20 protein-coding genes are annotated in these 19,809 nt (G+C 68.2%); 10 read left to right on the top strand and 10 right to left on the bottom strand.

What is annotated here, in order from left to right:
• Positions 1-185 precede the first annotated feature (185 nt).
• The 3 genes from AC6CIE_RS21600 (at position 186) to AC6CIE_RS21590 (ending at position 3,029) form a co-directional block, all read left to right on the top strand.
• The gene (locus AC6CIE_RS21600) at positions 186-1,094 is read left to right on the top strand and encodes a DMT family transporter (protein ID WP_498093899.1); all 909 of its coding nucleotides are present in this window, start codon (positions 186-188) and stop codon (positions 1,092-1,094) included.
• A 133-nt stretch (positions 1,095-1,227) separates the two neighbouring features.
• On the top strand, positions 1,228-2,187 hold the full coding sequence (locus tag AC6CIE_RS21595; protein ID WP_367351844.1) for a proline dehydrogenase family protein: 960 nt from the start codon (positions 1,228-1,230) through the stop codon (positions 2,185-2,187).
• A 20-nt stretch (positions 2,188-2,207) separates the two neighbouring features.
• Positions 2,208-3,029, top strand: a complete 822-nt coding sequence (locus tag AC6CIE_RS21590; protein WP_498093897.1) for a helix-turn-helix transcriptional regulator — start codon at positions 2,208-2,210, stop codon at positions 3,027-3,029.
• On the opposite strand, the gene AC6CIE_RS21585 is transcribed toward AC6CIE_RS21590, so the two are convergent.
• Positions 2,969-3,643: a flavodoxin family protein gene (locus AC6CIE_RS21585; protein ID WP_239213874.1), complete on the bottom strand. Its 675-nt coding sequence runs from the start codon at positions 3,641-3,643 to the stop codon at positions 2,969-2,971. The genes AC6CIE_RS21590 and AC6CIE_RS21585 overlap by 61 nt on opposite strands.
• Before the next feature lie 116 nt (positions 3,644-3,759).
• Here AC6CIE_RS21585 and AC6CIE_RS21580 point away from each other — a divergent pair, with 116 nt between their 5' ends.
• The gene (locus tag AC6CIE_RS21580; RefSeq protein ID WP_498093895.1) at positions 3,760-4,644 is read left to right on the top strand and encodes a LysR substrate-binding domain-containing protein; all 885 of its coding nucleotides are present in this window, start codon (positions 3,760-3,762) and stop codon (positions 4,642-4,644) included.
• Here the strand turns inward: AC6CIE_RS21580 and AC6CIE_RS21575 are convergent.
• Positions 4,601-5,944, bottom strand: a complete 1,344-nt coding sequence (locus AC6CIE_RS21575) for an MFS transporter (protein ID WP_498093893.1) — start codon at positions 5,942-5,944, stop codon at positions 4,601-4,603. The genes AC6CIE_RS21580 and AC6CIE_RS21575 overlap by 44 nt on opposite strands.
• 104 nt (positions 5,945-6,048) lie before the next feature.
• On the opposite strand from AC6CIE_RS21575, the gene AC6CIE_RS21570 reads away from it, so the two are divergent.
• From AC6CIE_RS21570 to AC6CIE_RS21555, 4 genes are all read left to right on the top strand, one after another.
• Positions 6,049-6,966, top strand: a complete 918-nt coding sequence (locus AC6CIE_RS21570) for a LysR substrate-binding domain-containing protein (RefSeq protein WP_498093891.1) — start codon at positions 6,049-6,051, stop codon at positions 6,964-6,966.
• Positions 6,963-7,868, top strand: coding sequence for a LysR family transcriptional regulator (locus AC6CIE_RS21565; RefSeq protein ID WP_239213880.1), 906 nt, complete (start codon positions 6,963-6,965; stop codon positions 7,866-7,868). Before AC6CIE_RS21570 ends, AC6CIE_RS21565 begins: the two co-directional genes overlap by 4 nt.
• Before the next feature lie 105 nt (positions 7,869-7,973).
• Positions 7,974-8,627 carry a glutathione S-transferase family protein gene (locus AC6CIE_RS21560; protein WP_498093889.1) on the top strand — a complete coding sequence of 218 codons (654 nt, stop codon included), beginning with the start codon at positions 7,974-7,976 and terminating at the stop codon, positions 8,625-8,627.
• Between the two features lie 29 nt (positions 8,628-8,656).
• Positions 8,657-9,607, top strand: a complete 951-nt coding sequence (locus AC6CIE_RS21555) for a pyridoxamine 5'-phosphate oxidase family protein (RefSeq protein WP_498093887.1) — start codon at positions 8,657-8,659, stop codon at positions 9,605-9,607.
• A gap of 2 nt (positions 9,608-9,609) precedes the next feature.
• On the opposite strand, the gene AC6CIE_RS21550 is transcribed toward AC6CIE_RS21555, so the two are convergent.
• Complete coding sequence (locus tag AC6CIE_RS21550) at positions 9,610-10,062, bottom strand: winged helix-turn-helix transcriptional regulator (protein ID WP_218343399.1); 453 nt, start codon at positions 10,060-10,062, stop codon at positions 9,610-9,612.
• Positions 10,063-10,154: 92 nt separating this feature from the next.
• Here AC6CIE_RS21550 and AC6CIE_RS21545 point away from each other — a divergent pair, with 92 nt between their 5' ends.
• Positions 10,155-11,402: an MFS transporter gene (locus AC6CIE_RS21545; RefSeq protein WP_498093885.1), complete on the top strand. Its 1,248-nt coding sequence runs from the start codon at positions 10,155-10,157 to the stop codon at positions 11,400-11,402.
• 24 nt (positions 11,403-11,426) lie between these two features.
• Here the strand turns inward: AC6CIE_RS21545 and AC6CIE_RS21540 are convergent, their stop codons facing one another.
• The 6 genes from AC6CIE_RS21540 to AC6CIE_RS21515 form a co-directional block, all read right to left on the bottom strand.
• Positions 11,427-12,437, bottom strand: coding sequence for a transketolase family protein (locus tag AC6CIE_RS21540; protein WP_175124075.1), 1,011 nt, complete (start codon positions 12,435-12,437; stop codon positions 11,427-11,429).
• Entirely contained in the window at positions 12,434-13,297 is an 864-nt protein-coding gene (locus tag AC6CIE_RS21535; protein ID WP_498093883.1) for a transketolase, read from the bottom strand. Before AC6CIE_RS21535 ends, AC6CIE_RS21540 begins: the two co-directional genes overlap by 4 nt.
• A 27-nt stretch (positions 13,298-13,324) precedes the next feature.
• Entirely contained in the window at positions 13,325-14,584 is a 1,260-nt protein-coding gene (locus tag AC6CIE_RS21530; RefSeq protein ID WP_175124077.1) for a TRAP transporter large permease, read from the bottom strand.
• Positions 14,585-14,597: 13 nt separating this feature from the next.
• Positions 14,598-15,128 carry a TRAP transporter small permease gene (locus AC6CIE_RS21525; protein WP_175124078.1) on the bottom strand — a complete coding sequence of 177 codons (531 nt, stop codon included), beginning with the start codon at positions 15,126-15,128 and terminating at the stop codon, positions 14,598-14,600.
• Positions 15,129-15,202: 74 nt separating this feature from the next.
• A complete protein-coding gene (locus AC6CIE_RS21520) occupies positions 15,203-16,192 on the bottom strand; it encodes a TRAP transporter substrate-binding protein (RefSeq protein WP_175185047.1) in 990 nt (329 codons plus the stop codon).
• Positions 16,193-16,226: 34 nt separating this feature from the next.
• A complete protein-coding gene (locus AC6CIE_RS21515; protein ID WP_218343403.1) occupies positions 16,227-16,976 on the bottom strand; it encodes an SDR family NAD(P)-dependent oxidoreductase in 750 nt (249 codons plus the stop codon).
• 125 nt (positions 16,977-17,101) lie between these two features.
• Between AC6CIE_RS21515 and AC6CIE_RS21510 the strand changes: the two genes are divergently transcribed.
• A complete protein-coding gene (locus tag AC6CIE_RS21510; protein WP_175138495.1) occupies positions 17,102-17,998 on the top strand; it encodes a LysR substrate-binding domain-containing protein in 897 nt (298 codons plus the stop codon).
• Between the two features lie 33 nt (positions 17,999-18,031).
• Here the strand turns inward: AC6CIE_RS21510 and AC6CIE_RS21505 are convergent, their stop codons facing one another.
• Positions 18,032-19,801 (bottom strand): acyl-CoA dehydrogenase family protein, encoded by a 1,770-nt coding sequence (locus tag AC6CIE_RS21505; RefSeq protein WP_495601869.1) that lies wholly within the window; start codon positions 19,799-19,801, stop codon positions 18,032-18,034.
• Positions 19,802-19,809 lie beyond the last annotated feature (8 nt).

Below are 19,809 nucleotides of genomic sequence, written 5' to 3'. Positions count from 1 at the left end.
CCTGGCGCCTGAGCCCTGCCTCTGTCGCCCTGCGCGCCGCAACAGGCAATGTCCATTTCGCAATAGCCGATGCCATTTCATCGGCAGACGGGCTGATGCCGGCTCAATAGGATAGCGATCATCCTTTGCTCGCCGCCGCAATCGGCGGCAGCGAAGGAGCCGATCCATCCTTCGAGTTCATCGCCATGTCCTTTCTCTTTCCGTTGTTCGCCATCCTGTTCTGGGCGGGCAACGTCATCGTCTCCAAGATGGCCGCCAGCGCCATCTCGCCCACCGCCATCACCTTCTACCGCCTGCTGCTGGCGCTGTTCCTGATGGGGCTGTTCACGGCCCGTCCGGCGTGGCGCAACCGGCGGGTCATCATGCGGCACTGGCCCAAGCTGGCGCTGTACGGCGCGCTGTCGGCGGCCGTGTTCCAGGCGCTGTCCTACCGGGCGGCAGAGACCACCACCGCCACCAACATGGCCATCCTGACGGCGCTGATCCCGCTGCTCAGCATGCTGCTCAGCGTGGTGATCCTGCGCGATCCGCTGACGCTCGGCATGGCCGCGGGCGGCGCGTTGTCGTTCCTGGGCCTTTTGTACCTGGTGGGGCAGGGCGACATGCTCAGCGTGTTCCAGCATGGCGTGCACGTGGGCGACGGCCTGATGCTGCTGGCCGCCTTGTCGTATGCGCTGTACGGCGTGCTGCTGCGCCACTGGAAGGTGCCGGTGCCCGCCTGGCAGTCCACCTTCGTGCAGTCCATCTTCGCGCTGATCTACATGTTCCCGCTCTACCTGCGCGTGCCGGCAGCGCAAGCGGCGCTGGACGTCAATACGGTGCCGCTCATTCTGTATGCCGGCATCTTCTCGTCGGTGTTGCTGTCGTATCTGTGGATCGAAGGCGTGCAGCGCTTGGGGCCCAACCGCTGCAGCATTTTCATCAACCTGCTGCCGCTCTTCACAGCGCTGGCCGCCTTCGTGATGCTGCGCGAACGCCTGCACAGCTATCACCTGCTGGGTGGCGCGGTCACCCTGGCGGGCGTGCTGCTGGCGCAGACCGTGCAGCGGCCGCTGTTCGGCGCCGGACGCGCGCTGGCGGCAGGCAAGGCCTAGCCGGGCATTCACGGGTGCTCACGTCCGGCGCTGGCCTTGCGCCGGAGGGAGGTAATGCCTGGCCACGCATTCACGGGCGTTCAAGACAGGCGCCCGCAGCCGCCGCATAGTGGCCGCTTTGCGCGGTGAGGCAATGAGCATTTTCCAGAAGACCACGATTGCGCTGGCCCGCAGCCCGGCGGTCGGCCACATGATGCGGGCGATGGCCGCCCGGACGTCGCTGGCGCGCCGTTTCGTCGGCGGCGCCGATGTGGACGAGGCCGTGCGGACCGCCGTGAAGCTGCGCGAGGCGCACGGCATCCGCGCCTCGCTCTTCTATCTGGGCGAATACGTGGCGGACCGCGCTGCAATCGACCATAACGTCAATCAGGCCGTCGACGCGTGCCGGGCGCTGGCCGCGGCCGGCCTGGACGTGCACGTCTCCGTCGATCCGACTGCCATCGGCTACATGCGCGATGACACGCTGGGCGAGGAAAACGCGCGGCGCATCGGCACGGCGGTGCAGCGCTTTGGCGGCCAAGGCTGCGACTGGCTGGTGCTGGACATGGAAGATTCCAGCATCCGCGACCGCACCTGCACGCTGCATCGCACGCTGTTGGAAGCGGGCATCCCCGCCGGCCTCACGCTGCAGGCCCGGCGGCGCCGCACGCCGGAGGACCTGGCCTGGGCGATCCGGCAGCGCACCTCACTGCGGCTGGTAAAGGGTGCGTTCCCCGAGCGTGAGCTTGACCACGCCGGGCGCGCGCGCATCGACCAGGCCTATCTGGACGCGGCGTCCATCATGCTGTCGCGCGAGGCGCGGGACTCTGGCTTTTACCCGGTCTTCGGCACGCACGACGACCGGCTGGCCGGCGCCATCATCGACCTGGCGCGCGAGCGCGGCTGGCCTGCCGGCAGTTTCGAATTTGAGATGCTTTACGGCGTGCGGCCGGACTGGCAGATCGCGCTGCGCCGGTTGGGCTATAACGTCAGGGTCTATCTCCCGTTTGGCGCGGACTGGTGGCCGTATGCCATCCGCCGGGTGGGGGAAAATCCTCGCAACGCGTGGCTCCTGGCCCGTTCGCTGAAAGCGGACGGGCATTACTTCGGGTAGCCGCGAATGGCTGGCAATTCATGGCGGTTTCTCAACATATCTGGCATTGCGGCGCGGGACTGCCCGGCGACGTACTGATCGCGGATCTGCGCGCGTATCGCTACGCGCCGCATTTCCACGACGCCTGGTCCATCGGCGCCATTGAACACGGCCGCTGCGACTTCACCGTGCAGGGCGTGGCCCATGCCGCCAGCGCGGGCGAGCTGGTGGTCATCGCGCCCGGGCAGGTGCATACCGGCGGCACAGCGGCGGGGGCGCTCGCCTATCGGATGGTCTACATCGATCCCGCGTGGTTCCGGGATCATGAACGGACGTTGCACGCGCACGGTGCGCGGCTGGCGGGGCCGGTGATCGCGGATGCCGCGCTTTGCGCGCAATGGCTGGAGGCGCTGGCGCCCGGCGAGATCGCGCCGGCTGAGCGCAGCGCACGCATTTCGGCGGCCCTGTTCGGGACGCTGGCCGCGCATGGAGAGGCGGCGGAGGGCGGTGCTGCGCCGGCCGCCGGCCTCGCCGATGTATGCGCCTTGCTGCGCGAGCGCATGGCGGCGGATCCCGCCTGCGCACCCGACCTGGACGCCTTGGCGCAAGCGCAAAACCGCCATCGCACGACGCTGGTCAAGCAGTTTGCCCGGCGCTATGGATTGCCGCCCCAGGCGTGGCTTCGCAATTGGCGGGTGGCGCGCGCACGGGTGCTGTTGCGCGGCGGCCTGCCGTTGGCCGATGCGGCACAGGCCGTCGGGTTTGCCGACCAGGCGCATCTGACGCGGGTGTTCAAGCAAGTCTACGGCAGCCCGCCGGGCGTGCTGCTCAAGGCCGGCGCGGGCGGCTCCCACACGTTGTGACTGCGGGGCGTCTCAAGCCGGTAGTCCGAGTATTTCCGCGTGAAGAATTCCGCGCCCAGCGACTGCGCCGCGGCAAGCGGCCGCCGCGGATCGAGCGCCACCTCGCCGCGCCGGTTGCCGGCGCCATGCACGTAGCCCACGAAATCCGAATGCGTATACCGCGCATATTCCTGCACCTGATGCACGATGCCCAGCGCCGCGCCGGGATAGGTTTCTTCCGAGGCCACGGCCAACCCCAGCCGCTTGCCGGCCATGCCGGCCTTGACGCGTTCCGGCTCTGGCCCGGATCCCGCGTAATGGCTGAATGACCGGTCGAAGAACGCCTTGGTCTGCGCGGACATGCCATACCAGTAGATGGGCGTGCAGAACAGCACGCCATCGGCGGGCAGGAAGTGTTCAAGGAAGAGCTCGGCGTAACGGTCGGCGGGCGGCTTGGCGTGGCGCAAGTCGGGCAGCAGACCCTGGATGTAGTCGTCCAGGAAATGCACCGACGCCAACGTGCCGGCCGTTTCCGCGCCCTGGCGGGCGGATGCGGCCAGCGCGGCGCTATTGCCATCGCGGCGGGGACTGCCGACCAAGATCAACAAGCGTTTGACTCGATGAGTTGAATTCATGCCTGGCTCCTATCAAAGATAACGATCTGAAGCCGAATGGTGGCGTCATCGGGCATGAGGCGACAACTGATCATTCCTTCACTAAGATGAACGCAATTCATCCCAGGATTTCCGCGATGTTTGCTACGCTTCCCGTCACAGCGCTGCGTACGTTCGAGGCCGCCGCGCGGTTGCGCAGTTTCAAGCTGGCCGCGGCCGAGCTGTCGGTCACGCCCACCGCGGTGTCGCATCAGGTCAAGGCACTGGAGCGGCATGTGGGCTGCGCGCTGTTCGAGCGCGTGCCGCGCGGCGTGCGGCTGACCGACAAGGGGGCGCGTCTGTTTGCCGGCGTACATGGCGCGTTGCTGGACGCCGCGCAGACGCTGGACGCCTTGCGGCCCGCGCCCGAGTCCGGCGCGCTGACCGTGTCCACCACCCATTCCTTTGCCGCTTTGTGGCTGGTGCCGCGGCTGGGGCGCTTTCACGAGGTCTATCCGCAGTACCAGTTGCGCCTGGACACGTCGCCCGACCCCGTGGACCTGTTGCAGGACGCCAGCGTGGATGTCGCCATCCGCTACAGCCGCCGGCGCTATCCCGGCTTGCATGCGGCCTGCACGCTGCCCGAGTGGTTTGGGGTGTATGGCGCGCCCGCGCAGATCGCGCACGCCGGCCGCCGTGCGCCCGCGCTGGTGACGGTGCGCTGGCGCGATTCAGAACTGTATGACGAAGGCTGGCAGGCATGGTGCGCGGCCGCCGGCCTGACAGCCTGGCGGCGGCCTGCGGCCGAACATGCCTACACCGAGGAACACTACGCGCTGCAGGCCGCCATTGCAGGCCAAGGCCTGGTGCTGGCCAGTTCGGTCATGGTGTCGGACAGCGTGGCCGCGGGAACGCTGGTTTCCTTCCGGCCGGAGATACGCGTCGCGGGGTCGGCCTACACGGCGCTGTGCGCGCCGGGGCGCGAACGCCACCCGCCGGTCAAGGCTTTCCTGTCGTGGCTGCGCAAGGAATTCCGCGCGTAGCGGCATCCGTGGCCGGACGCGCGGCGGCGCGCGGCAGCAGCGGCAGAGCGGCCAGCATGCAGGATCCCGCGATCAGCCAGGCGACGGGCCACGAGCTCGCGGCGACGATATGCGCGATACCCAGCGGCGTGGCAAACAGCACCAGATAGACGCAGGTGTTGGCCATGCCGAGCGCCGTGCCCGCCCGCGAGGCGCCCGCCAGCGTGGCAAGTTCGGTGTAGGCGACGCCGTGCCAGGCCGACGCGCAAATGCCGGCGGCGGCCAGCAGCACGGCCAGGGCGAATACGTGCCATCCGGTGGGGCTGGCGCCCGCCGCCCATGCCGCGCCTGCCAGCGCCGCGTACAACGCAAAGCTCAGCAGCGCGCAGCCGCGCAGGTAAGCGCGCCGGTTGCCGCGGCGATCGGTCCATCGTCCGCTCGCGATGCGCGCGGCCATGGCGCCCAGTTGAACGGCCACCATCACTGCCGTGAGCACGCCGATCCCCGCATGCAGGGCATCGTGCAGAAAGACGGCGGCAAAGGTCAGCACTGCGAATTGCGGGCCGCACATGATGCCGATGGCGAACGCCGCGCGCCAGACGCGGGTGTCGGTCATGGGGCTGCTGGTGGAAGGGCGAGCTGGCGCGGGCGCATATGAAACTTTCGGCTCGCCAGGCACAGCCGGCAAAGCGGCCACACCCGCCACACCCCGCTCGCCCGGCTCCCGCAGCCAGCACGCCGCAAGCAACGCTGCCGTGCCGCACATCACCGCCAGCACGCCAAACACCGCCCCGAACCCGGCATTGGCCGCCAGCCAAGGCAACAGCAGTGCGCCCAGGCCGCCGCCCAGCGGCACGGCGGTCTGGCGGATGCTCATTGCCAGTCCGCGCTCGCCGTCGTCGAACCACGCCATCACGGCGCGGCCGCTGGCGCCATTGACGCTGCCGCCCAGCATGCCGACCAGCACCAACCCCACGGCCAGCAGCCAGAGGCTGGGCACGAAGCCGCCCACCGGCGCCACCCAGCCGCTCATCCAGGCCAGCGCTGCCGCGGTCGAGCCTAAACCGCCGAGCAGCACGGGACGGTCGCCCCACCGATCGGTCAGCAATCCCCAAGGCAGCTCAAAGAGCGCCACGCCCAACCCCAACAAGCCCAGCGCCAGCGCCAATTGATCGGTATCGAGACGGTAGCCCGCGCGCATGAAGACAGCGGTGGTGGGCAGGCCGGCCGCGACGGCGGAGAACGCGGTGTTGGCGGCGACGCCCACGGCCAGCACCTTCCAGCGGTGAGGTGGGCGGACAAGGGTAGGGCGATCGGACATGGCAGGCGCCTGCAGAAACATTGACGGCGCCAGTGTGCGCGCCTAGCATGCTTCTGAAAATCAGGAAGTTTTGTACCAATGCTTTTGAAAATCGGGATTATCGAATGAGGCCGAGCACGTTCGACCTGGAGGTGCTGCGCAGCTTCGTCGCGGGCGTCGACCTGGGCAGCTTCGGGCGCGCGGCTGACCGGTTGGGCCGGTCGACGTCGGCCGTCAGCGCGCAGCTGAAAAAGCTGGAAGAGCAGGCCGGCGTACCACTGCTGCGCAAGGACGGGCGGGGCTTGGCGCTGACCGATGCCGGCGAGACCATGCTGGCCTACGCCCGCCGGCTGCTCGACCTGAACGACCAGGCCGCGCGCGCCGTGCGCGGCACGCAATTGCACGGCCGCGTGCGTCTCGGCCTGCAAGAGGACTTTGCCGAGATGCTGCTGCCGCGCGTGCTCGGCCGCTTTGCGCGCGCCCATCCCAAGGTCCGGATCGAGGCGCGCGTCGCCCGCAACACGGAACTTCTGGAACGCGTCGCGCTGGGCCAGCTTGATTTGGCGCTGGCCTGGGACCACGACGCCCGCCAGCCGCAGGCACAGCGGCTGGCCGAGCTGCCGATGTGCTGGATCGGGCCCGCGCACCCTGCGCCGGTGCCGGATGCGGACGGCGCGCTGCCGCTGGCGGCCTTCGAGTCGCCCTGCCTGTTCCGCGGCTGCGCCACCGACGCGCTGGACGGCGCCGGCATTGCCTGGCTGGCTGCCTTCACCAGCCCGAGTCTTTCCGGCCTGTGGGCGGCAGTTTCCGCGGGGCTGGGAGTGGCCGTGCGCACGCCCCTTGGCCTGCCGTCCACCGTTCGCGTGATGAAGCCGGGCGAACACGGGTTGCCCGACTTGCCGGTCATCGCGTTGTCGCTGTACCGCGCGCAGGCGCAGCCCGATCCGGTCTGCGCGGCGCTGGACGAAATCCTGGTGCAATGCGTCAATGACAGCGTCGCCGCGTTGGCGGCCACGCGTTTTCAGGAGCGGGCCTCGCTGTGAACCAATTCCATGAAATGACGGTATTCCTGGCCGTGGCGGACGCGGGCAGTTTTTCCGGTGGGGCCCGGCGCCTGGAAATGTCCGCGCCCACCGTCACGCGCAGCGTGGCGGCGCTGGAACGTCGTCTTGGTGCCTTACTGCTGGTGCGCACCACGCGCAGTCTGCGCCTGACCGAAGCCGGCCAGCGCTATGCCGCCGATTGCCGCCGCATCCTGGAAGACGTTGAACGCGCCGACGACGCCGCCGCCGGTGCTATGGCGGTGCCGCGCGGCGCGCTGGCGATCACCGCGCCCGCGCTGTTTGGCGAGCTGCATGTGATGCCGGCAGTGCTGGGATACTTGCGCGCCCATCGCCAGGTGTCGGTGCGGGCGCTGCTGGTGGATCGCGTCGTCAATCTGGTGGACGAAGACATCGATGTCGCCGTGCGGATCGGCGCACTGCCCGATTCCTCGTTGACGGCGGTGCCCGTGGGACACGTCCGCCGCGTGGTGTGCGCCGCGCCCGGCTTTCTGCGCGACCATGGCGAGCCGGCCGACCCCGAGTCGCTGCATCGCTTCTGCACCATCACGGCTGCCATGGAAGGCCGCGCGCCGCAGTGGCGTTTTGCGCAGGCCGGCCAGACCGTGCGCCTGAACCTGCAATCGCAGTTGACCGTGACGTCGTTCCAGGCGGCGGTGGCGGCCGCGCGCGAAGGCTGGGGCCTGACGCAGGTGATGTCCTATCAGGTGGCGCCGCACCTGGCCAGCGGCGCCTTGCAGGTGGTGCTGCGCGGCTTCGAGATGCCGCCCGTGCCCGTGCATCTGGTGTATCCGGAAGGGCGCAAAAGCTCGGCCAAGGTGCGCAGCTTTGTGGATTTCTGCGTGGATGCGCTACGCGCGGACCTGGCGGCGCTGCCCGCCTGACCGGTTTATTTCATTTACCGCAAGAGTGTCTTGCCGGCGCCGGCCGTTCCGGATTTGCGTCGCGGGTCCCAACATGGAGTCTCGAATCCACCAGGGAGATCCCCGATGCAAACCAACCCCGCCCCGGCGCAGGATGCCGCTCCGCTGAAGTTCTACAGTTTCCCGCTGTCCGGCCACGCGCATCGGGTCGCGCTGATGCTGTCACTGCTGGATGTCGCGCACGAACGCATCGACGTCGACCTGCGACAGCGCGAACAAAAGCGGCCTGATTTCCTGGCGCTCAATGCCTTCGGCCAGGTGCCCGTCATTGACGACAACGGCGTCGTGGTGGCCGACTCGACCGCCATCCTGGTGTACCTGGCCAAGCAATACGGCGGCCGCGCCTGGCTGCCTGACGATCCGGTTGGCGCGGCCGCCGTGCAGCGCTGGCTGTCGGTGGCATCGGGGCCGCTGGCCGGCGGGCCCGCATCGGCGCGGCTGGTGACGCTATTCGGCGCGCCGCTGGATGTGGACGCCACGTTGGCGCGGGCCCATGCGCTGCTTGGGGTGATGGAGGGAGAACTCACGCACCGCGAGTTCCTGGCCGGCAGCGCGCCGACCATCGCCGATGTCGCCTGCTACGCCTATGTGGCGCATGCGCCCGAAGGCAACGTGTCGCTGGCCGATTACCCGCGCATCCGTGCGTGGCTCACGCGCATCGAAAACCTGCCGCGCTTCGTTCCCATGGCGTCGTCGCCCGTGGGCCTGCTGGCCGCCTGAAGACCCGCGCACACTGCAAGGACACCGTCATGAATCTGCCCGAACACACCGCACCGTCTCCCTGGCATGCGGGCGAACTGCAGTTGCAGGAGCACGCCGGCGTGGCCGCGCGCATGGACATGGTGGGCCGCAAGGTCATCCGCGACTACATGCCGGATCAGCATCGCGAATTCTTCGCGCAGTTGCCGTTCGTGGTAGCCGGCGCCGTGGATCCGCAGGGCGATCCGTGGGCCGGCATTCTGGAAGGGCAGCCGGGCTTTGCCGTGTCGCCGGACCCGCATACGCTGCGCATCGCGGCCATGCCGGACGAGGACGATCCGCTGCGCGCCGGGTTGGGATTGGGCCAGCCCGTCGGCTTGCTGGGCATCGAGCTGCACACGCGCCGGCGCAACCGCATGAACGGCCGCATCGCCGCCTGGGATGGCAAGCGCTTCGACGTGGCGGTGGCGCAATCATTCGGCAATTGTCCGCAGTACATCCAGTCGCGCGACTTCTTCTTCTCGCGCTCGCCGTCGATGCGCTTTGCCGCCGCATTGCCGGAGCGCGGCGGACTGGATGACGCGGCGCGCGCCCTGATCTCGGCGTCCGACACCTTCTTTGTCGCCAGTTATGCCGGGCACGCCGTCGATGTGTCGCACCGGGGCGGCAAGCCCGGCTTCGTGCGGGTGGACGGCGACGTGCTGACCATTCCGGACTTTTCCGGCAACCGCTTTTTCAACACCCTGGGCAACCTGGCCGCGAATCCCGTTGCCGGTCTGCTGTTCATCGACTTTGAACGCGGCGACCTGCTGCAACTGACGGGGCGCGCCGAGGTGATTCTGGACAGCCCCGAAATCGCCGTGTTCGAGGGCGCCGAACGCCTGTGGCGCGTGCACGTGCGCCGCGTGGTCCGCCGGCCGGGTGCACTGGCCCTGCGCTGGCGCTTCGATGCGTGGTCGCCCACGGCACTGGCGACCGGGCGGTGGCCGGCAGCCGCCTAGTCTCAGGCGTCCGCCACCTTGCGCACGACAGTGTCGTCGGGGTGCAGCAGGCGGCCGTCCTGCGCGCGGATCTCCATCCGTTGCACCGGCTGCCCGCGCTGGCGGTCGATCAGGGTGGAATGCGCCTCATCGGGGCCGTAGTAGTGGTCCTCGCCCCACTGGCGCAGTCCGACGATCACCGGAAACAGCGCCTTGCCTTTATCCGTGAGCACGTATTCCTGGTAGGCGCTGCCGTCGGACGCCGGCGCGACGGCAAGAATGCCGTGCGCGACCAGCGTGCGCAGCCGGTCGCTCAGGATGTTCTTGGCCATGCCCAGGCTTTTCTGGAATTCGCCGAACCGGCGCAGGCCGTCAAAGGCATCCCTCACGATAAGCAGTGACCACCAGTCGCCGATGGCGTCGAGCGAGCGGGCGACCGGGCAGGCGGCGCCTTCAAGGCTGGTGCGTTTGACCATGCGGGCTCCTTGCAGTTTTTCAGAACGAAGTTGGTTGCATTATAAAACCTGGAGGTCTAGCATTCTGGTTTCGTAATAAAACCAGACTAATCATGAACCCGACCGCCCGATCCGACCCGCCCGAAGGCGATGCGACCCCCTCGATGCCGCCCGCGCTGGTTTTTCTGCTGGCAGCGGCGTGCGCGCTCAGCGTCGCCAACGTGTATTACGCGCAGCCGTTGCTCGACGCCATCGGCCGCGAATTCCGCCTGGACCAGGCGGCCGTGGGCATCGTTATCACCGCCACCCAGCTGGGCTGCGCGCTGGCGCTGTTCTTCGTGGTGCCCCTGGGCGACCTGCTGGATCGGCGGCGGTTGATGCTGGGGCAGTTGGAACTTCTGGTGCTGGCCTTGGCCGCGGTGGCGGCGTCTGCGAACGCGCCGTGGCTGCTGGCTGGAATGGTGGCGTTGGGATTGCTGGGCACGGCGATGACGCAGGGCCTGCTTGCGCTGTCCGCGGCGCTGGCGGCGCCGGCTGAGCGCGGACGCGTCGTAGGCGCGGCGCAGGGCGGGGTGGTCATCGGCCTGTTGCTGGCGCGCACCTTGGCCGGCGCGCTGGCGGACTTGTGGGGCTGGCGCGCGGTGTATGTGGCGTCGGCCATTCTGTCGGCGGTGCTGGCGCTGGTGCTGGTCCGCTGGCTGCCGCGGCGGCAGCTGCCGGTGGCCGGGCTGGGCTACGGCGGCCTGCTGCGTTCCGTCTTCACGTTGCTGGTCACGGAACGCGTGCTGCGCGTGCGCGGCATGATCGCGCTGTTGATGTTCGCCGCGTTCAGCGCGTTCTGGACCGCGCTGGTGCTGCCGCTGAGCGCGCCGCCGCATTCGCTGTCGCACACGGCGGTGGGGGCGTTCGGACTGGTCGGGGTGGTGGGCGTGCTGATGGCGGCGCGCGCCGGCCGTCAGGCCGACGCCGGGCATGGCCAGCGCACCACCGCGATCGGCCTGGCGCTTCTGTGCATGGCGTGGGCGCCGATCGCTTTGCTGGACCACAGCCTGTGGCTGCTGGCGCTGGGCGTGCTGGCGCTGGACCTGGCGCTGCAGGCGCTGCACGTGACCAATCAGGCGATGATCTTCAGCATCAGCGCGCAGGCGCACAGCCGGCTGGTGGCCGGCTACATGATGTTCTACGCGGTGGGCAGCGGCCTGGGGTCGATTGCCGCGACCGCCGTGTACGCGCGCGCGGGCTGGCTGGGCGTGTGTGTGCTGGGCGCGGGCATCAGCGTGGCGGCGTTGGGGTTCTGGGCGGCGACGGTGCCGCGCGGGGCGCGCGCGGTGTGTCCCGCTGACGGACAGGCGCGCATCTAGCCGCGCGCGCCCGCCGTTTTCCGATCACGCCAGCCAGCGCTTGATGCGGCCGGCCAGCGCTTCGCGGCTGATGCCGTAGCGGTCATGCAGGGTAGGCAGGGCGCCGGCATCCAGGAACGCGTCCGGCAGCCCGGCCAGCTGGAACCCGGCCGGCTGCACGCGGTGCCGCAGCAATGCGCTGGCCACCGCTTCGCCCAGTCCGCCGATCACCGAATGGTTCTCGGCCACGACCACCAGCCGGTGCTTGTAGCGCACCGCCTCGACCAGGCTGGCCTCGTCCAGCGGCTTGATGGTCGGGCTGTGCATCACCGCCACGCCGATGTTGTCGCGCGCCAGGTCCTCGGCGGCTTCCAGCGCGCGCATCGTCATGATGCCGCTGGCAATGATGAGCACGTCGCTGCCTTCGCGCAGCATCTTTGCCTTGCCCAGCTCGAACCGGTAACCCTCGATCTCGTCGAGCACCAGCGGCACCTGGCCGCGCAGCAGGCGCATGTACACCGGGCCCTGGTGCTCGGCGATCTGCGGCACGGCCTGTTCGATGTCCAGCGCGTCGCACGGATCGACGATGGTCAGGCCGGGAATGCCGCGCATCATCGCCAGGTCCTCGGTGGCTTGGTGGCTGGGGCCGTAGCCGGTCGTCAGCCCGGGCAGCGCGCAGCAGATCTTGACGTTGAGGTTTTCCTCGGCGATCACCTGATGGATGAAATCGTAGGCGCGCCGCGTGCCAAACACGGCGTAGGTCGTGGCGAACGGCACCAGGCCTTCCTTGGCCATGCCGCCCGCCGCGCCCATCAGCAGCTGTTCGGCCATGCCCATCTGGTAGAAGCGCTCGGGATACGCCTGCGCAAACAGGTGCAGGTCGGTGTATTTGGCCAGGTCGGCCGTCAGGCCCACGACGTCCGGACGCGATTCCGCGTACGCGACCAGCGCCTTGCCGAAGGGCGCCGCGCGGACGCGCTGTCCCTCCGAGGCAATCGACGCGATCATCGCGGACGTGGTGAGGCGGGGTTTTTGCTGGGTGCTGGCGCTGCTCATGACCAGACTCCTTCGGTCGAGGGGGTGGGGCGGTTCTGGTCCAGGATGTCGAGCGCCTGTTGCCATTCCGGCGGGTCGACACGGATGAAGTGGTTTTTCTCGCGTTGCTCAAGAAACGGGATGCCCTTGCCCATCCGGGTATCAAACAGGATGACGCGCGGCTTGGCGTCGGGCAGCGCGCGCGCGGTATCGAACGCCTGGACCACGGCGGCCAGGTCGTTGCCGTCCACGCGCTGCACGTGCCAGCCAAAGGCTGCCCACTTGTCAGCCAGCGGCTCGAATCCCATCACCTTGCCCGAAGGGCCGTCCGCCTGCTGATTGTTGATGTCCACTAGGCAGATGAGGTTGTCCAGTTCGTGGTGAGCGGCGCCCATTGCCGCTTCCCAGGTCGAACCCTCGTCCAGCTCGCCGTCCGACATGGAGTTGTAGACGAAGGCCGGATTGCGTTTGTGCTTGAGCCCCAGCGCGATGCCGACGCCGATGGACAGGCCCTGGCCCAGCGATCCGCCCGAGATCTCCATGCCCGGCGTGTACGTCGCCATGCCGGACATGGGCAGGCGGCTGTCGTCGCTGCCATAGGTGTCGAGTTCGCTCTCCGGGATGACGCCGGCCTCGATCAGCGCCGCGTAGTGGGCAATGGCGTAGTGGCCATGCGACAGGAGAAAGCGGTCGCGGCCTTCCCATTGCGCGTCGCCCGGCTGTACGTTCATGGCGTGGCGGTAGGCGACGGCCAGCACGTCGGCCCAGCCGAGCGCCTGGCCGATGTAGCCCTGGCCCTGGACTTCGCCCATGCGGACCGCGTAGCGGCGGATGCGCCAGGCGGCGGACGCCAGGTCGCTCAAAGATTTGGACTGCTCCATTCGAAGCTCCTATTCATGGTGTGGGGTTCATTTCAGGATGCTGGCGGGCACGTAGGACACCAGTCCCAGCACCGCAAAGGCGACCAGATAGAAGGGCGCCAGCTCGCGCACGGTCTGGCCGACCTTCACTTTGGCCAGTGCACTGGTGATGAAAAGCGTGGTGCCGACGGGTGGCGTATACAGGCCGATGGCCAGGTTCACGACCATCATCACGCCCAGCTGCGTCATGTCCATGCCGATGCTCTGCGCCAGCGGCACGAACACCGGCGCCAGCAGCAGCACGGCGGCGGGCAGGTCGATGAACATGCCCAGAAACAGCATCATCAGGTTCATCAGCAGGATGACCAGCCATTTGGCGTGGACGTTTTCCTGGACCCAATGCGCGATGCCCTGCGGCGTCTGGTCGAAGGTCAGCAGCCAGCCGATGGCCGAGGACGCCATGATCACCAGCAGGACCACGCCGGTCGCCAGCCCCGCGTGGACGATGGCGGCATTGAGCCGCGACCACGACAGATCGCGGTACATCACGGCCGACACCAGGCCCGCGTAGAACGTGGACAGGACCGCGACCTCGGTCGGCGTGGCAATGCCGAACCGCAGGAACACGATGATCAGCAGCGGCAGAACGACGGCGGGCAAGGCATACAACAGGTGCCGGCGGAACGCCGCGCCGTTGAAGGGCGACGTGTCGCGGGGAAAGTTGCGGCGGCGGCCCACCCACCAGCAGGCCAGCATGAAGCCGCCGCACAGCAGTAGGCCGGGCAGAATCCCCGCCACGAACAGCGACGCGATCGACGCATTGGCGGTAAGGGCAAACAGGATCAACGGGATCGACGGCGGAATCAGGATGTCGATGGTGGCGGCGGCGGCCAGCGTGGCGGCCGAGAAGGCGGCCGGGTAGCCCAGCCGCTTATGCCACGGAATCATCAGCGAGCCGATGGCCGACGCATCCGCCACCGCCGAGCCCGACACGCCGCCGAACAGCGTGGACGACAGCACGCCGACCTGCGCGGGTCCGCCGTGATAGCGGCCGATCAGCGCGGACAGCACGCCCACCAGCGCTTCGCCGAGCTTGCCGCCCATCATCAGCGACCCGGTCAGCATGAAGAACGGAATGGCGATCAGGGGAAAACTCTGCACCTGCGAGACCATCTGCTGGACCACCACATCCAGCGGCACGCGGTCCGTGCTGGCGACGGCCGCCATGGCGGCGACGAGCAAGGCGTGGGCGATGGGCATGGCCGCAACGGCGGCGCCCATGAAGACGATCAGAATCAATGCACTCATGGCTGTTCTCCCGTCACCAGTGCACGGCGGGCGCCTGCGGCTCGCCGTCGGGCTGCGCCGCAGCGTCGCGGCAATGCCAGCTCTGCCACGCCGACTGCCCCGCCAGCACGGCGAGCAGCAGCATGCCGCCCATCACGCACCCGTAGGTGAGCGAGCCGGGCATTTGCAGGATGGGGGATTTTTCGTCGTGGACGATCTCGATCATGTTGAATGTCGCCCAGGACAGGGTGGCGTACAGGACGGCGACCACGCTCCAGGCCACGGCCGCGACCACGCGGCGGGCATGAGCCGGCAAGGCGTCCATCAGGAACGTGGTGGCGATATGCGCGTTGTGCAGCGCGGCCAGCACGACCCCTGACATGACGAGCCAGGGAAAAAGCAGTTCGGGGATCTCGTTGGCCCATTCCAGGCTTGAACCGGTTGCGTATCGCAGCGCGGTGTTGACGACGAGGATCACGAAGATCACCGTGGTGGACAGCCACAGGATCACGCGGCATATGCCGTCGATGACCCTGCCGACCAGTCCGTGTCGATCGGTATTCATGTTGTCTCCTGCCTTGTGGCCGGTCCGCCGCCGTGCCGTCGCGAGGGACGGGACGGGGCGGCCGAAAGGACATATCAGTTGCCGCGCGCCGCGGCCAGAACCTTCTTCACGTACGGGCCGATGGGACCAGCCAGCCATTTTTCGTCGACCGGTGCGGTGGCCTTGGCGAAGGCGGCGGTGTCGGGCGTCGTGACCTGCACGCCCTTGGCTTTCAGATCGGCCAGCAGCCGCGTATCGGCGTCCCGGCTCAGCTTGCGCTGAAATGCCGACGCTTCGTCGGCGGCTTCACGCACGGCCTTGCGGTCGGCGTCGCTCAGCCGGTCCCAGGTGCGCTTGCTCATCAGGAAGGGCGTCATCTGGAACTGGTGATTGGTCATCGCCAGGTGCTTCTGCACTTCGTACAGCTTGCTGGCCTCGAAGTTCACCAGCGGATTCTCCTGGCCGTCCACCACGCCCTGCTGCAACGCCACATACAGTTCCGCGAACTTGATCTGCTGCGCCTGCGCGCCCAGGGCGTTCATGATGTCGACCAGCGTCGCGTCGGGCGGCACGCGCATCTTCAGGCCCTTCATGTCCTCGACCTTGTTGATGGGGTGCTTGCTGTTGGTCATCTGGCGGATGCCGTTGTCCCAGGTGCCCAGCAGGATCAGGTTCTTGGCGGCCGATTTTTCGGCCAGCTCCTTGCCCAGCGGCCCGTCCAGCAGCTTGAATGCCGCGCTGGCGTCCGGGAACAGGAATGGCATGCCGAAGGCGGCGTACTCCGGCACGGCGGCGGCGACGGCGCCCTGGGAGTTGGCGCTCATGTCCAGGGCGCCCGTGCGCAGCGCAGTGACCATGGCGGCGTCGTCGCCCAACTGCGCGGACGGCGCGACCTGGACTTCGATGCGCCCGCCTGTCTTTGCCTTCAGCACCTCGGCAAACTTCACCGATGCGTCGTGGCGGGGATTACCGACGGCTGCGCCGTGGCCCAGCGTCAGCTTGAGGTTTTGCGCCTGCGCCGCCAGCGGCAGCAGGGTGGCGGCGGCCAGGACCAGGCTCGCCTGAAGCATTTTTCTGCTTTTCATGATGTCTCCTCCAATTTTTGTGGGGTACTGCGGATCAGTGAATCAACATGCCTCCGTTGACGTCCAGCGTGATGCCCGTGCAGTACGCCGACAGGTCGCTCGCCAGGAACACGCACGCGCCCGCCACGTCGTCCGCCCGGCCCAGGCGTGCCAGCGGGATGGTGCCTTCGATGTCGGCCTTGCGCTCGGCGGACAGCTTGCCTTGCGTGATGTCGGTTTCGATCAGCCCGGGTGTGATGCAGTTGATCCGGATGCCGTCGCCGCCGAACTCGCGCGCCATGGCCCGCGCCAGGCCCAGCACGCCTGCCTTCGCGGCGGAGTAGTGCGGTCCGCCAAAGATGCCGCCGCCGCGTTGTGCCGACACGGACGAAATGCAGACGATAGAACCGGACCGCTGCGCCTGCATGGCGGGCAGGACGGCCTGCGACAGGTAAAGCGTGCCGCGCAGGCTCACGTCCAGGATGCGGTCGTAGTCCGCGCCGGTGATCTCCAGCGTCTTGACCGGCTGCGTAATGCCGGCGTTGTTCACCAGGATGTCGATCCTGCCGAACGTCTTGACGGCCTGTTCGATGGCGGCGATGCAGGCCGTCTTGTCGGTCACGTCCGCCACCAGCCCCAGATGACCGTCGCCCAGCCGGGCGGCGGCGCGGGCGGGCTCGGCGCGTTCCAGGTCCAGGATCACCACGCGCGCGCCGTGCGCTGCCATCTGGCGGGCGGTGGCAAATCCCAGTCCGTTGATTCCTGCGCCGCCGGAAATCACGGCCACCTTGTCCTTGAGCAACATCTGTCTTCCTCCTGTCCTTGTTATGAAATCGATGCGGACCATTCTGGAGGCCGTCTAGCATTAAGACAAACGATGTGTCATCAGTCTAAGATGACGGATCGTCATCTGAAGTCAGGGACAACCCCATGCCTGCGCTGCCGCCCATCGTCAACCTGCTGGCGTTCGAAGCCGTGGCGCGCCGCCGCAGCTTTGCCATCGCCGCTACCGAATTGCACCTGACTGCGTCGGCGGTCAGCCACCAGATTTCGCGGCTGGAATCGGACCTGGGCGTGCGCCTGTTCGAGCGCAGTGCACACGGCGTGCGGCTGAGCAGCGCGGGCGAACAATATCTGGTGCGAATCGGCGGGGCGCTTGCGGCGATCTCGTCGGCCACCGAAGACCTGCGCCAGGGCGTCAGCAACAGCCTGTATGTGCACTCCGCGCCCAGCATCGCCAGCTTGTGGCTGATGCCGCGGCTGCGGCGGTTTGCCGAGGCGCATCCGCACGTGGCGCTGAACCTGTCGGCCGCGCATTCGCACAGTGATTTCGCGCTGGGGCAGTCGGACATCGACATCCGCTACGGCGTGCCGCATTGGGATGATGTGGTGGTGGAGCCGCTGTTCGAAGAACGGATACTGCCGCTGGCCAGCGCGGCGTTCATTCGCGAACACGGCATCAAGCGCATCGACCAGTTGCTGGACGTGCCGCTGATCCAGAGCAACGTCAGCGTCATTCAGTGGTCCGACTGGTTCGGGCGCTATTCGGAACGGCGTGCGCCGGATCACTTCACGATCCGCTTCGACCGCGCGCAGATGTCGCTGGACGCGGCGGCGCAGGGATTGGGCGTGGCGCTGGAAAGCGCCACCATTGCCGGCATGCATCTGGCGCAAGGCAGCCTGCAGCCGGTATTTGGAATGGCCAAGGCCATTGCGGTGAAGGCGCACTTTGCCGTCTACCCGGCGCGGCACGCCAAGCGTCCGTCCGTGGAGGCTTTTCTTGCCTGGATCCACGCCGAGGCGGCCGCGACGGCGATCACACGCTGAGCCCGGCCCGCCCAAGCAGGCCGGGACAATGCGTCAGGGCTGCACGTCGTACTCGGCCGTGCCCAGCACGACCGCCGCCAGGCCCGGCGCCTGCGTCAGCTTGTGCAGCGCAAAGGCTTGCGCGGTGGCGATCTTGGCGTTGTGGAAGTCCGGGTCTTCAGCCTGCAGGTCCAGGCTGGCAAGCAGGGCGCGGGCCATCTGCCAGCCGGCGAACGTCGTGCCCGCCAGCAGCAGGTAAGGCACCGCGGCGCCAAAGACCGCATTGGGATTGCCGGCCGCGTTGGCAAGAATGAACTCGACCGCGCTGGCCAGCGCTTCGCGGGCCTCGCGCAGCGGCTTGAGCATGCGGCCGGCGGCCGGCTCGGTGCGGGCCTGAAGGTCGGCTTCGGTCTGGCGCACCGCGTCCAGCAGCGCGCGCGCCACGGCGCCGCCGTCGCGCAGCGTCTTGCGGCCAACGAGGTCGTTGGCCTGGATGGCGGTCGTGCCTTCGTAGATGGTCAGGATGCGGGCGTCGCGGTAGAACTGCGCGGCGCCGGTCTCTTCGATGAAGCCCATGCCGCCATGGACCTGCACGCCCAGGCTCGCGACATCGATCGACATCTCGGTGCACCAGCCCTTGACGATCGGCACCAGGTATTCCTGGATCGCCAGGTGGCGCTTGCGCGTGTCGGCGTCGGGACTGGCGTGGGCCAGGTCGGCATGGCCGGCGGTCACGTAGGCCAGCGCGCGGCCCGCTTCGGTCAGGGCGCGCATCGTGCCCAGCATGCGGCGCACGTCCGGGTGCTGGATGATGGGCACGGCGTCGCGCGACGAGCCGTCCACCGGGCGGCTCTGCACGCGCTCGGCGGCATAGGCCAGCGCGTGCTGGTAGGCGCGGTCGGCGATGGCGATGCCCTGAACGCCCACCGCGTAGCGGGCGGCGTTCATCATGATGAACATGGCGTCCAGGCCACGGTTTTCCTGGCCGACCAGGTAACCCAGCGCGCCGCCGGCGTCGCCGAACTGCAGCGTGCAGGTGGGGCTGGCCTTGATGCCCAGCTTGTGCTCGATGGACACGCAGGTCACATCGTTGCGCGCGCCCAGCGAGCCGTCTTCATTGACCAGGAACTTGGGCACCAAAAAGAGCGAAATGCCCTTCACGCCCTCGGGCGCATCAGGCAGGCGGGCCAGCACCAGATGCAGGATGTTCTCGGCAAGGTCGTGCTCGCCATAGGTGATGAAGATCTTGGTGCCGGACAGGCGGTAGGTGCCGTCGCCCACGGGTTGGGCGCGCGTGCGGACCATGGCCAGGTCCGAGCCGGCCTGCGGCTCGGTCAGGTTCATGGTGCCGGTCCATCGGCCGGAGATCATGGGGCCGATGAAGCGCTCGCGCAGCTCGGGCGAGCCAGCCGTCATCAGGGCTTCGATGGCGCCGTTGGTCAGCAGCGGGCACAGCGCGAACGACAGGTTCGCGGCGTTCAGCATTTCAGAGCACGGCGAGCCGATCAGGCCGGGCAGCCCCTGGCCGCCGTATTCGGCGGGGTGGGACAGGCCCTGCCAACCGGCGTCTGCATATTGGCGGAAGGCCTGCTTGAAGCCGGGGGCGGTGGTCACCGCGCCGTCCTGCCAGGTGCTGGGCGCCTTGTCCGCCGGGTGGTTCAACGGCGCCAGGACTTCGGCGGCGAAGTGGGCGGATTCTTCCAGCACGGCTTGCGCGGTGTCGGGCGTGGCCTCCTCGAAACCGGGCAGGGCGGCCACCTGCTGCAGACCGGCCAGATGGTTCAACACGAACAGCATGTCTTTCACGGGGGCTTGGTACGTCATGGCGTAGG

This window comes from Achromobacter sp. GQ309, assembly GCF_059759315.1.
The sequence above is the reverse complement of the archived record's forward strand: the minus strand, read 5'-3'. Positions and strand labels throughout refer to the sequence as shown.